Annotated in this window: 11 protein-coding genes, 2 rRNA genes, 1 pseudogene and 2 riboswitches (1 of these 16 cut by a window edge); of the genes and pseudogenes, 1 reads left to right on the top strand and 13 read right to left on the bottom strand. The window is 68.7% G+C overall.

Annotation, left to right across the window (positions count from 1 at the left end):
• Positions 1-13 precede the first annotated feature (13 nt).
• A riboswitch (glycine riboswitch) is annotated at positions 14-128 on the bottom strand.
• 4 nt (positions 129-132) lie between these two features.
• A riboswitch (glycine riboswitch) is annotated at positions 133-237 on the bottom strand.
• Between the two features lie 101 nt (positions 238-338).
• The gene (locus OIE69_RS33350; protein ID WP_018558702.1) at positions 339-719 is read left to right on the top strand and encodes a PRC-barrel domain-containing protein; all 381 of its coding nucleotides are present in this window, start codon (positions 339-341) and stop codon (positions 717-719) included.
• On the opposite strand, the gene OIE69_RS33345 is transcribed toward OIE69_RS33350, so the two are convergent.
• The 13 genes and pseudogenes from OIE69_RS33345 to OIE69_RS33285 all read right to left on the bottom strand — a co-directional run.
• Complete coding sequence (locus tag OIE69_RS33345) at positions 632-2,080, bottom strand: DNA polymerase IV (RefSeq protein WP_326578088.1); 1,449 nt, start codon at positions 2,078-2,080, stop codon at positions 632-634. The two genes, OIE69_RS33350 and OIE69_RS33345, sit on opposite strands and share 88 nt — an antisense overlap.
• Before the next feature lie 82 nt (positions 2,081-2,162).
• Positions 2,163-2,786 (bottom strand): MerR family transcriptional regulator, encoded by a 624-nt coding sequence (locus OIE69_RS33340; protein ID WP_326578086.1) that lies wholly within the window; start codon positions 2,784-2,786, stop codon positions 2,163-2,165.
• A 191-nt stretch (positions 2,787-2,977) separates the two neighbouring features.
• Positions 2,978-3,451, bottom strand: coding sequence for a bifunctional nuclease family protein (locus OIE69_RS33335; protein ID WP_018558705.1), 474 nt, complete (start codon positions 3,449-3,451; stop codon positions 2,978-2,980).
• A gap of 88 nt (positions 3,452-3,539) precedes the next feature.
• A complete protein-coding gene (gene ftsR, locus OIE69_RS33330) occupies positions 3,540-4,286 on the bottom strand; it encodes a transcriptional regulator FtsR (RefSeq protein ID WP_326578084.1) in 747 nt (248 codons plus the stop codon).
• A 17-nt stretch (positions 4,287-4,303) separates the two neighbouring features.
• Positions 4,304-4,750, bottom strand: coding sequence for an FHA domain-containing protein (locus OIE69_RS33325; RefSeq protein ID WP_324603862.1), 447 nt, complete (start codon positions 4,748-4,750; stop codon positions 4,304-4,306).
• A gap of 15 nt (positions 4,751-4,765) precedes the next feature.
• Positions 4,766-4,999, bottom strand: a pseudogene (locus OIE69_RS33320) (FHA domain-containing protein); the annotation flags it as partial.
• A gap of 237 nt (positions 5,000-5,236) precedes the next feature.
• On the bottom strand, positions 5,237-6,241 hold the full coding sequence (locus tag OIE69_RS33315) for a DUF881 domain-containing protein (RefSeq protein WP_326578083.1): 1,005 nt from the start codon (positions 6,239-6,241) through the stop codon (positions 5,237-5,239).
• Positions 6,242-6,248: 7 nt separating this feature from the next.
• Positions 6,249-6,581, bottom strand: a complete 333-nt coding sequence (locus OIE69_RS33310; RefSeq protein WP_003984969.1) for a small basic family protein — start codon at positions 6,579-6,581, stop codon at positions 6,249-6,251.
• Positions 6,578-7,519, bottom strand: coding sequence for a DUF881 domain-containing protein (locus OIE69_RS33305; protein ID WP_326578038.1), 942 nt, complete (start codon positions 7,517-7,519; stop codon positions 6,578-6,580). The genes OIE69_RS33310 and OIE69_RS33305 overlap by 4 nt, the downstream gene beginning before the upstream one ends.
• Before the next feature lie 94 nt (positions 7,520-7,613).
• A complete protein-coding gene (locus OIE69_RS33300; protein WP_326578037.1) occupies positions 7,614-10,109 on the bottom strand; it encodes a mannose-1-phosphate guanyltransferase in 2,496 nt (831 codons plus the stop codon).
• 140 nt (positions 10,110-10,249) lie between these two features.
• Positions 10,250-10,858: a CDP-alcohol phosphatidyltransferase family protein gene (locus OIE69_RS33295; protein WP_326578035.1), complete on the bottom strand. Its 609-nt coding sequence runs from the start codon at positions 10,856-10,858 to the stop codon at positions 10,250-10,252.
• 119 nt (positions 10,859-10,977) lie between these two features.
• A 5S ribosomal RNA gene (rrf, locus tag OIE69_RS33290) occupies positions 10,978-11,094 on the bottom strand.
• Between the two features lie 96 nt (positions 11,095-11,190).
• A 23S ribosomal RNA gene (locus tag OIE69_RS33285) occupies positions 11,191-12,478 on the bottom strand; it runs 1,834 nt beyond the window's last position.

Below are 12,478 nucleotides of genomic sequence, written 5' to 3'. Positions count from 1 at the left end.
ACACGGCCTCCCCCTCTGTCATCTGAACCTGAGAGCTTCACCGTCCCGCACACGCGCCGGGACGGCTTTCACCGTCGGTGAGGAAGGGGCCGCGCACAGTTTGTGCCGCCCTTTCCTGCTTTCCAGAGTGACCTCGCCCATGCGGTACGGATGCCTGAGAGATTCCGGGGAGGGTTTGCTCCTTCGGCGCCCGACGGGCGGTTCCCCGCGTCGCCAGGACTCTCCCGCAAGGGGTCAGCAGCCGCTGTCAGCGTACCAGCGCGGTCAGGGAGCGGGTCATGTGACAGCCGCCACCTTTCGTGCCTAAATAGGATTAATCGCGATCAGTTGGAGGGACCGTGCAGACCGGCATCGATCCGCGCAGCCTCATCGGACGCAGGGCCTTCGACCGCAACGGGATGAAGATCGGCACCGTCGACGAGGTGTACCTCGACGACGCCACCGGAGAACCCGAATGGGCCGCGGTGCGCACCGGTCTCTTCAGCCGTGACGCGTTCGTGCCGCTGGAACCGAGCGAGTTCACCGGGGAAGAGCTGCGCGTGCCGTTCGACAAGGCACTGATCAAGGACGCCCCGGACTTCGGCGTGGGCCGGCACCTCTCCCCCGAGCAGGAGCTCCAGCTCTACCACCACTACGGCATGAGCGGGCCCTCGCTCTCCGGCCCGGTGCCGGAGCCCCCGCCGGACCGCGACTTCGGCACGCTGGCCGGCGACAGCTGACGCGGGAGTCCCGGCAGGTCCGATAACACCAGCGGGAGCGGCTCGGACGGCTCCAGCTCCGCATCGGTCACCGCGAAGGTGCGCACCCGCCCAGGCTCCGCCGAACCCGGCTCCTCGAAGCGCACGGTGACCCTGCCGACCCCGCTGCCCTGCACCCACCCGGCGCCGTACTCGGTGTGCCGTACGTCCTGGCCGGGCACCCAGCGCCGCTCCGCCGGACCGGCCTCCTCCGCGGGCCGCTCCGGAGTCCCCTGCGACGCGCCGGAATCCTCGTCCGCAGCGCTCTCCTCGTCCCGTTCCGCCGCCTGGGCGAACAGGTCCTCCTGCGTGAAGTCGGCGAGCCCGGCGACGCCGACCCCGAGCAGCCGGACGCCACCGGTGATGTCGACGGCCTCCAGCAGCCGAGCCGCGGTCTCCCGGACCACCGCGAGGTCGTCGGTCGGGGCGCGCAGGGTCTCCGAGCGGGTCAGCGTCGTGAAGTCGTAGCGCCGCACCTTCAGCACCACCGTGCGGCCCGAACGGCCGGCGGAGCGCAGCCTGCGCACGCAGCGTTCGGCCAGCCGGTCCACCTCCAGCCGTACCCGTACCCGGTCGGTGAGGTCCACGTCGAAGGTGTCCTCCACCGAGACCGACTTGCTCTCCCGGTCGGCGACCACGGGCCGCTCGTCGATCCCCAGGGCCATCCCGTGCACATGGGCGCCGTGCGCCTTGCCGAGCAGCCGCACCAGCTCGGCCTCCCCCGCCTCCACCACCTCGCCGACCGTGAGGATGCCCGCCCGCCGCAGGTGTTCCGCCGTCGCGGGACCCACGCCGGGCAGCGTACGGACCTGCATGGGGGCCAGCAGCTCACGCTCGGTGCCGGGCTCGATGAGCACCAGCCCGTCCGGCTTGGCCTGCTCCGAGGCGATCTTGGCGAGCAGCTTGGAGCCCGCGAGCCCCACCGAGCCGGTGAGCCCCGTCGCCGCCTTGATGTCCGCCCTCAGCCGCTCCCCCACCGCGCGCGGGTCGTCCGCGATCCCGCCCGCCTCCAGGTCCACGAAGGCCTCGTCCAGACTGAGCGGCTCGACCAGCGGCGAAAGCCGCGACAGCAGCTCCATGACGATGTCGCTGATCTGCCGGTAGACCGCGAAGCGCGGAACGAGGTAGGCGGCGTTGGGGCACAGCCTGCGCGCGTGGGCCATCGCCATGGCCGAGTGCACCCCGTGCACCCGGGCCTCGTACGACGCGGTCGCCACCACCCCGCGCGGCCCGAGACCCCCCACGACGACCGGCTTGCCCCGCAGACTCGGCTTGGCGGCCTGCTCGACGGCGGCGAAGAACGCGTCCATGTCGAGGTGGAGGATGGTCGGCGCGCTTCTCACAGTCACCGATGGTGCACCACGGGTCCGACATCCGCCGTACGCGTGTACGGCGGATGGGTGGGGTGCGGCCGGTCCGGCGCCGTCAGCCCGCGCGGTTGCGGCGCCGTGCCAGCTCGTCGCCCGGGTTGTGGCCGACCAGGGTCTCCCCGGTGTCGACCCGCTCGGAGTGCAGCTGCGACAGGGCGCCCTCGACGTCCCGCCAGACCACGCCCACGGCGATCCCGAAGATCCCCTGGCCGCCCTGGAGCAGGTCGACGACCTCGTCCGGCGAGGTGCACTCGTACACCGTCGCCCCGTCGCTCATCAGCGTCATACGGGTGAGTTCCGCGGGCCCGCTGGACCGCAGGTGCTGCACGGCGGTGCGGATGTTCTGCAGGGACACGCCCGTGTCGAGGAGCCGCTTGACGATCTTGAGGACCACGACGTCCCGGAAGCTGTAGAGCCGCTGTGTCCCCGAGCCGTACGCGGGCCGGATGCTGGGCTCCACGAGCCCGGTCCGCGCCCAGTAGTCCAGCTGGCGGTAGGTGATGCCGGTGGCCGCGCAGGCGGTGGGCCCCCGATAGCCGACCCGTTCGCCGGCCCCCTCCGGCAGCTGTCCCGAGGTGTCGCCCGAACCCCCTCCGCGGGGCGTCGCGGCGTTGCGGGCCAAGGCCCCGCGCATCGGATACGGGCCGCCAAAGGCCGTACCGTCGCCGGTGCTTCTCACGCCGACCTCCCGTCCCTTCGCACCCCTCAGGGCACGCGCACGTGCCATCGGGACTTTCCTTCTCGACGGTAGGCAGTCACTCCGGGTGCGTCAACGATCGCCACGCTCGGCACGCCGAGTGATATCAACCCCAGAGGTGGTTTTCCGTGTCCACGGCGAGGGTAGGGCTGGACGAATGTCCTCGGCGGGCCTCATTGGCTGCTGGTGCCGAAGTCCTCCGGCGAGATCTGGTCGAGGAACTCGCGGAACTTCTCGACCTCGTCCTCCTGCTCGTCGGGAATGGCGATGCCGGCGTCGTCCAGCACACCGTCGCTCCCGTAGATGGGGGTACCGGTGCGCAGCGCCAGCGCTATGGCATCCGAGGGACGGGCGCTCACCTCCACACCACTGGCGAACACCAGCTCGGCGTAGAAGACGCCGTCGCGCAGGTCGGTGATCCGGACCTCGGTCAGCGTCTGGCCGACGGCCTCGAGCACGTCCTTGAACAGATCATGGGTCAGCGGCCGCGCGGGCGTCATGCCCTGCTGCGCGAAAGCGATGGCGGTGGCCTCGCCCGGCCCGATCCAGATGGGCAGGTAGCGGTCGCCTCCCACTTCCCGCAGGAGCACAATCGGCTGGTTGGAGGGCATTTCGACCCGGACACCCACGACGTCGAGCTCGTTCACACAGCAACCCTAGGCCGTGCCCGGCAGGTTTGGGTAGTCGGGACGGGCCCGGCCGGTCGCCGACCGGGCGTGTCCTGGCCACGTCGGCTCAGAAGAGCCGCACCCTGAGCGCGGACTGCACCAGCGCCGCGTGCAGCCGCACCGACAGCGCCGCCAGCTCCCGCGCGGTGGCCTCCGCGTGCGTCCTGGTCTGGGGATTGCGGTGCCTGCGCAGGGGCGCGACCACCTGCTCCACCAGACCGGCCTCACGCTCGGCGGCGGCCTTCATCGCGCGCAGGTGCCGCGGCTCGAGTCCGAAGCGGCCCAGATCGGCCACGATCTTGGCGATGTTCACCGTTTCGGCGTCGTAGTCGCCGTCAGGACCCGCCTCCACCAGCCCGTACGCCTCCCACTGGGCGAGCTCGCCCGGTCCGGCGCCCGTCGCGGCCAGCAGTTCGTCCCGGCCGATGCGCAGCGCCGGCGGCGCCTCCCGTTCCACCGCGCCGACCTCGATCAGCTCCCGGGACTCCCCGGAGGACGGGACGGGCAGCGGCAGCGGCTCGCCGCGGTCGAGGGCGTCGACGTGCTCACGAATCACTTTGAGCGGAAGATAGTGGTCCCGCTGCATGCGCAGCACATGCCCGAGCCGCTCCACGTCCCGGACGGTGAACTTCCGGTATCCCGACGGAGTGCGCTGCGGCTCCACCAGCCCCTCCGCCTCCAGGAAGCGGATCTTGGAGATGGTGACCTCGGGGAACTCCTCCCGCAACTCGTTGAGCACCGCTCCGATGCTCAGCAGCCGGTCGTCCGCGGTGGCGGTGCCGTTGCCGGCACCGCCCGACGGTGTAAGAAGCATGAACCTTCCCTCGCGGGTCAGGCGCCCCACTGGCTCGCGTAGAAGACCAGTCGGTACTTGCCGATCTGTACCTCGTCGCCACTGGACAAGGTCACCGAGTCGATCCGCTCCCGGTTGACGTAGGTGCCGTTGAGGCTGCCGACGTCGGAGACCGTGAAGGAACCGTCCTGCTGGCGCCGGAACTCCACGTGACGCCGCGAGACGGTGACGTCGTCCAGGAAGATGTCGCTCTCCGGGTGACGGCCGGCCGTGGTCAGCTCACCGTCCAAGAGGAAGCGGCTCCCCGAGTTGGGGCCACGGCGCACCACCAGCAGCGCGGAGCCCGGGGGCAGCGCGTCGACCGCGGCCTGGGCCTCCGGGGACAGCGCCGGCAGCACGGTCTGTCCCGTCGCCTCGGCCTCGTACGCCTCGATCCCGGAGATGGAGATCGTGGACGTGGTCTCGGAGGCACGCTCGGACGGCACCCCGGCACGCAGCGGCGCGCCACAGTTGGAGCAGAAACGGCTCGCTTCCGCGTTCTGGAACCCGCACCGCGCACAGACCGGCAAGGACCCTCCACCCGTGCTAGAGGCTGATGGTTGCTGGAAACCTATGCGCCCCGCAGCCGCAGGGTCAACAGAAACCGCACCATGACCGCCCGAAATGTCACCGCCCGGAGCAGCGGCCTCGTCACGGAACAGCGGGCGCTCCTCGCCCGCTCCCTCCCCCTGCACGTGCCGCGGCGCGCGGTGACGCGCGGTGGGGCTGTCACCAGCCGGACGCGAACTCTTGCCGAACCACTTACCGAACAACTTCACGGGCGATTCCCCTTGAACGACACAGACCCGCCCGTGGGGCAGGACGAACCCTCAGTCACGACCAACACACAGTTTCTCTCACGCACCACCCCAACGGTGCGGCGACCCCCCGCATTCTCCCGCCCTCCCCCGCATACCCCACTCGCCCCCGCATCACCGGGTTGACGACTGAGCGTAGTCAGGCTGCTCCGACGGCCGCAAGGCGTCGACAACGATCTTCTCCGATCGTGCCACGTCCGCTGTGGCCTGCTCCTTCTCCAAAGTCTGTACCACGCCGCCCGGGATGTTCAGGGCGGGTTCGAGATCTTGTGGATTACCGATGACCTTGAAGCGGTAGGGCGCGTTCACCTTGTGCCCGTCGATCTGCACACCGCCCGACCCCTGGGTGAAGTACGTGTCGGCCACGACCCGCACGTCGTTGATCTGGATCGCCTCCGCTCCCGCGGCGCGCAGTTCCTGGAGCGCGTCGAGGAGCATGTCGGCCTCGACCGCGTTCTGGGGGTCGTTGACCGTCAGCGTGATCCCGGGACCCTCGACGGCGACCGTGCCGGCCAGCACCCCGAGCTGCTCGGCCTTCTGCTCGGTCTGCTTGCGGGCCTCCTCGGCCTGGTCGGAGCTGTTCTCCAGCTCCGTGCGCTGCTCCTCCAGACGCCGCTGCTCGTCGCCCAGCCGCTGCGAGCGGTTGTCGAGTTCGTCCAGGATGCGCACCAGGTCCTCCTGGCGGGCGCCGCGCAGTGCGCTGGTGTCGCTGGTCGAGCGGACCTGGATGGCCAGGCCGAGGCCGAGCACGAACAGCAGCAAGGCGACGATCAGCTGGGCCCGGGACACCCGCGGCGGCCACAGCCCCGCCTTGAGGCGTTGCCGGCCGGTCACACCGGACGCCGAGCCCGCTGGTCTCCCCACGTCCGGCGAGGGCTGCTGCCGCCCCGGCGCGGAAGGCTCCGCGTCCGCCGCCGCGGTGGGCGGCATCGGTCCGGCGGCGGGCAGCTCCGGGCGTGCCGGGGGCTCGGGGCGCCGGGACCGCTCCGGCCGGAAGGGCGGCTCGGGCCGCTCGGGCCCGGCGTGCTCCGCCGGCCTCCTCGGTTCCGCGGGCTCGCCTGGAGTGCCGGGGCGCGGCGTCTCCGGGCGCTCCGGCGTCTGGTCGCTCTCGTCGCTCATCGTGCTGTCACGCCCGGAAGACATGGCGGCGGATCGCCGCGGCGTTGGAGAAGATGCGGATGCCGAGGACGACGACCACACCCGTGGAGAGCTGCGCACCCACCCCCAGCTTGTCGCCCAGGAAGACGATCAGCGCGGCCACGACGACGTTGGAGAGGAAGGAGACCACGAAGACCTTGTCGTCGAAGATCCCGTCGAGCATGGCCCGCAGACCGCCGAAGACGGCGTCGAGCGCGGCGACCACGGCGATCGGGAGGTAGGGCTCGACCACCGTCGGCACCACAGGGCGGACCACCAGGCCCACCACCACTCCGACGATCAGGCCCAGTACGGCGATCAATTCGTACCCTTCCCATTTCCGGATGCGCTCGACGACGGCCCGGTCGACGGGACCGGGGTCGCGGAGCGGATGATCAGACTCGGAGCCGCGGGCAGTTCCAGCTTCTCCTTCTCGGAGATGCGCGTACGGATCCCGTAGTTCTCCTGCAGGACGTGCAGGTACTGCCCGTCCGCACTGTCCAGGAAGGACGTGCTCAGCTTCTGCGGGTCCCCGATCGCCAGGACCGTGTAGGGCGGTACCAGCGGCCGGTTGTCGACCAGTATGGCGTCACCCGCGGCACGGATGGCCGACAACGACGTCAGCCGCTGCCCGTTGATGGAGATGGCCTCCGCCCCCGACGCCCACAGTCCGTTGACGACGCGCTGCATGTCCCGGTCGCGCACGCGGCCGGTGTCCGAGAAGTCACTGGTCGTACGCGGATCGTTGCCGCCGCCCGACGAGGCCTCCTTGGCGTCGTTGACCTCCAGCTCGATCCCCGGCCCCGTGACCGGCGTCGCCCCGGCGAGCAGCGCCACGCGCTCCGCCTCGCCGTCCCGGTCGTTGAGCGCCTGCCGCTGCCTGGCCGCCACGTCGTCGCGCAGCTCGTCCACGCTCTTCTGCAGCTCGTCGGCGGTACGGGTCTCGGACTGGATGCGGTCGATGAGCTTCTGCCGCTCCTTGGCCAGCGTCGGGGCCGCCACCTGCGTCTGCGCCGCGCCTATCGTGACCACCACGGCGGCCAGCACCAGGCCCAGTGCGAGCACCATCCGGCCCCGCAGCGTCCCGGGCAGACGGGACGTACCCGTCGCGCCCCGGCGGGCGGTGGCCTCGGCGTACCCGTCGTCGAGGCTGTGCTCCATGACGTTGTTCAGCAGCGACATGGAGGCGTCCGGGCGCCGGGTCACGGCCCTCCCAGGGGCGCTGCTCCGATCGGGGTGCTGCTGCGGCATGCCGCACATCGTCGCACGTCCCCGCCACCGACCTCGAACGGGCCCCTCCCGACGCGCCGTTCGTCGCATCGGGAGGGGCCCGTGAGCCGTCGCCGGGGCGGGGTCAGCGGCCCGCGCTGTCCACGATCCCCGCCCACTCGTCGAGCAGTGCCTGCGCGGAGGCGTCGTCCGGGCCCTCCGCCCACAGGTGTGTGACCGCCTCGGCCGGGTCGGGCAGCACCATCACCCAGCGGCCGTCCGCCTCGACCACGCGCACGCCGTCGGTGGTGTCGACGCTGCGGGCGCCCGCCTCCTCGACCACGCGGCGCATGACCATGCCCTTGACCGCCCACGGCGTCGCCAGGTCCCGCTTGAGGACGTGGGCGCGCGGGATCCGGGCGTCGATCTGGCTCAGGGTGAGCTGCGTACGGGCCACCAGGCCGATCAGCCGCACGAAGGCCGCCGCGCCGTCGAAGACGCTGCTGAACTCCGGGACGATGAGACCGCCCTTGCCGTCACCGCCGAAGATGGTCGAGTCCTGCCGGCCGACCCGGGTGAGGTCGTCGGGCGAGGTCGTCGTCCACTCCACCTGCGTGCCGTGGTACGCCGCGACCTGCTCGGCGACGCGTGTCGTCGTCACGGGGAGCGCCACCCGGCCGCTGCGGCGCTCGGCGGCGACCAGGTCCAGCAGGACCAGCAGGGCCCGGTCGTCCTCGATGATCTTGCCGCGCTCGTCCACCAGCGACAGCCGCTCGCCCACCGGGTCGAAGCGCACGCCGAAGGCGGCCCGCGAGGACGCCACGATCTCCCCGAGCCGGACCAGGCCGGCCCGCCGGCTGTCCGCGGTCTCGGTCGGTCTGGCCTCGTTGAGACCGGGGTTGATCGTCAGCGAGTCCACCCCGAGCCGGCCGAGCAGGCTCGGCAGGACCAGGCCCGCGCTGCCGTTCGCGGCGTCGACCACGACCTTCAGGCCCGCCTCGGCGATGCCCGAGATGTCCACGGCCCGCAGCAGCGCGCCGGTGTAGGAGTCGAAGACGCTCGCCGGGAAGTTCAGGTCGCCGATCTCACCGGGGAACGCACGGCGGTACTCCTGGCGTGCGAAGACGCGGTCCAGCTTGCGCTGCCCGGCCGCCGACAGGTCGGCACCGCGTTCGTCGAAGAACATGATGTCGACCGAGTCGGGGATGCCGGGGCTCGTCCGGATCATGATGCCGCCGGCGCTGCCGCGGGCGGTCTGCTGCCGCGCCACGGGCATCGGCACGTTCTCCAGATCGCGCACGTCGATCGCGCTGGCCTGGAGCGCCGAGATCACCGCGCGCTTGAGCGCACGCGCACCACGGGAGTGGTCACGGGCGGTGGTGACGGTCGCGCCCTTCTTGAGCGTCGTCGCGTACGCGCCCGCCAGGCGCACGGCCAGCTCCGGGGTGATCTCCACGTTCAGGATGCCGGAGACGCCCCGCGCGCCGAAGAGGTTCGCCTGGCCCCTGGACTCCCAGATGACCGAGGTGTTCACGAAGGCGCCGGCCTCGATGGTCTTGAACGGGTACACCCGGACGTCGCCCGCGATGATCGACTCCTCGCCGATCAGGCACTCGTCGCCGATGACCGCGCCGTCGTCGATCCGCGCCGCGCGCATGACGTCGGTGTTCTTGCCGATGACGCAGCCGCGCAGGTTGGTCTGGGGCCCGATGTAGACGTTGTCGTGGACGACGGCCTTGTGCAGGAAGGCGCCCGACTTCACGACGACGTTCGAGCCGATCACCGTGTGCTCGCGCAGCTCGGCCCCGCCTTCGACCTTGGCGTAGTCACCGACGTACAGGGGACCGCGCAGCGTCGCGTCCGGGTGCACCTCCGCACCCTCGGCGACCCAGACACCGGGCGAGATCTCGAAGCCCTCGAGGTCGACGTCCACCTTGCCCTCGAGGACGTCCGCCTGCGCCTTGATGTAGCTCTCGTGGGTGCCGACGTCCTCCCAGTAGCCCTCGGCGATGTAGCCGTAGATGGGCTTGCCTTCCTTCATCAGCTGCGGGAAGACGTCACCGGACCAGTCCACGGAGACATCGGGCTCGACGTAGTCGAAGACCTCGGGCTCCATGACGTAGATGCCGGTGTTCACCGTGTCGGAGAAGACCTGGCCCCAGGTCGGCTTCTCGAGGAAGCGCTCGACCTTGCCCTCTTCGTCGACGATGGTGATGCCGAACTCCAGGGGGTTGGGCACACGAGTCAGGCAGACCGTGACCAGCGCGCCCTTCTCCTTGTGGAAGTTGATCAGCTCGGTGAGGTCGAAATCGGTCAGGGCGTCACCGGAGATCACCAGGAACGAATCGTCCTTCAGTGCGTCCTCGGCGTTCTTCACGCTGCCGGCGGTGCCGAGTGGCTTCTCCTCGTTCGCGTAGGTGAGCTCCATGCCGAGTTCCTCGCCGTCGCCGAAGTAGTTCTTGACGAGGGAGGCGAGGAACTGCACGGTCACCACGGTCTCGGTCAGACCGTGCCGCTTGAGCAGCTTGAGCACGTGCTGCATGATCGGCTGATTCACGACCGGCAGCAGCGGCTTGGGCATGCTCGAGGTCATCGGGCGAAGGCGTGTGCCTTCGCCGCCGGCCATCACGACGGCCTTCATGTCGGAAGCGTCCTCCTCAAAGAGACGACTGTCTTGCCGACGTCACCCGTGCTCTCTCTTACGCGGACCGTCGCGGTCCCCCGGACCGCCGGTCACGCGCGGGGCACCCGGTCGGAGGCTCTCCTGCCGGGTACGCGGGCTCAATCGGCCGTGGCGTCCGCCCTGACGAGTCGGCGGACCTGGACCACGTAGAGGATCCCTGCCCACCAATACAGCGTTGTACCCCATCCGGCGAACGCCCATCCGAAAATAGCAGCGAGCGTGTTCAGCCACCCGTCGCCGTCGCTCAGCAGCAGCAGCGGGAAGGCGTACATCAGGTTGAAGGTGGCGGCCTTGCCCATGAAGTTGACCTGCGGCGGACCCCAGCCGTGCCGGCGCATGACCAGGATCATCACGCCCATGACGGCGTCCCGGGCCACCAGGATGGCCGTCAGCCACCACGGTAGGATCCCGCGCCAGGTCAGGCCGACGATCGTGGAGACGATGTAGAGCCGGTCCGCGGCCGGGTCCAGCACCCTGCCGAGGCTGCTGATCTGGTTCCAGCGGCGTGCGAGCTTCCCGTCCAGGTAGTCGCTGACACCGCTCAGGGCGAGCACGAGCAGCGCCCATCCGTCGACCTTCGGACCGCCGAACTCCGGCCACAGGATGAGCCACAGGAACACGGGCACGCCCAACAGCCGTGCCATGCTCAGGATGTTGGGGATCGTGAAGACGCGATCCGTCTGCACCCTTGTCTCCTGGACCTCCACCGGGGGCCCCTCCTGTTTGAACGTACGCTCCGATGATTCCACCCGACCTTACATCAGGGCATGAAAAAGCCCGCCGCCGGGCCTCTGAAGAGGCTCCGGCGACGGGCTTTACAAGAATTGTTCGGCGGCGTCCTACTCTCCCACAGGGTCCCCCCTGCAGTACCATCGGCGCTGAAAGGCTTAGCTTCCGGGTTCGGAATGTAACCGGGCGTTTCCCTAACGCTATGACCACCGAAACACTATGAAACTGTACGAACCGGCACCAGCCACCCCACACAAAGCGGGGGCCGGGGTTCGTTGTTTCAGAACTACACAGTGGACGCGAGCAACCTATGGACAAGCCCTCGGCTTATTAGTACCGGTCAGCTCCACCCATTACTGGGCTTCCACATCCGGCCTATCAACCCAGTCGTCTACTGGGAGCCTTAACCCCTCAAGGGGGTGGGAGTCCTCATCTCGAAGCAGGCTTCCCGCTTAGATGCTTTCAGCGGTTATCCCTCCCGAACGTAGCCAACCAGCCATGCCCTTGGCAGGACAACTGGCACACCAGAGGTTCGTCCGTCCCGGTCCTCTCGTACTAGGGACAGCCCTTCTCAAGACTCCTACGCGCACAGCGGATAGGGACCGAACTGTCTCACGACGTTCTAAACCCAGCTCGCGTACCGCTTTAATGGGCGAACAGCCCAACCCTTGGGACCGACTCCAGCCCCAGGATGCGACGAGCCGACATCGAGGTGCCAAACCATCCCGTCGATATGGACTCTTGGGGAAGATCAGCCTGTTATCCCCGGGGTACCTTTTATCCGTTGAGCGACGGCGCTTCCACAAGCCACCGCCGGATCACTAGTCCCTACTTTCGTACCTGCTCGACCCGTCAGTCTCACAGTCAAGCTCCCTTGTGCACTTACACTCAACACCTGATTGCCAACCAGGCTGAGGGAACCTTTGGGCGCCTCCGTTACTCTTTAGGAGGCAACCGCCCCAGTTAAACTACCCACCAGACACTGTCCCTGATCCGGATCACGGACCGAGGTTAGACATCCAGCACGACCAGAGTGGTATTTCAACGACGACTCCACAATGGCTGGCGCCACCGCTTCACAGTCTCCCACCTATCCTACACAAGCCGAACCGAACACCAATATCAAGCTATAGTAAAGGTCCCGGGGTCTTTCCGTCCTGCTGCGCGAAACGAGCATCTTTACTCGTAGTGCAATTTCACCGGGCCTATGGTTGAGACAGTCGAGAAGTCGTTACGCCATTCGTGCAGGTCGGAACTTACCCGACAAGGAATTTCGCTACCTTAGGATGGTTATAGTTACCACCGCCGTTTACTGGCGCTTAAGTTCTCAGCTTCGCCCCACCGAAATGGAGCTAACCGGTCCCCTTAACGTTCCAGCACCGGGCAGGCGTCAGTCCGTATACATCGCCTTACGGCTTCGCACGGACCTGTGTTTTTAGTAAACAGTCGCTTCTCGCTGGTCTCTGCGGCCACCACCAGCTCAGGAAGTAAATCCCCTCACCAGCAATGGCCCCCCTTCTCCCGAAGTTACGGGGGCATTTTGCCGAGTTCCTTAACCATAGTTCACCCGAACGCCTCGGTATTCTCTACCTGACCAC

The organism is Actinacidiphila glaucinigra, from assembly GCF_035918135.1.
Lineage (GTDB): Bacteria > Actinomycetota > Actinomycetes > Streptomycetales > Streptomycetaceae > Actinacidiphila > Actinacidiphila glaucinigra.
Note: the sequence above shows the minus strand (reverse complement) of the source record. Positions and strands in the feature narration are given on the sequence as shown.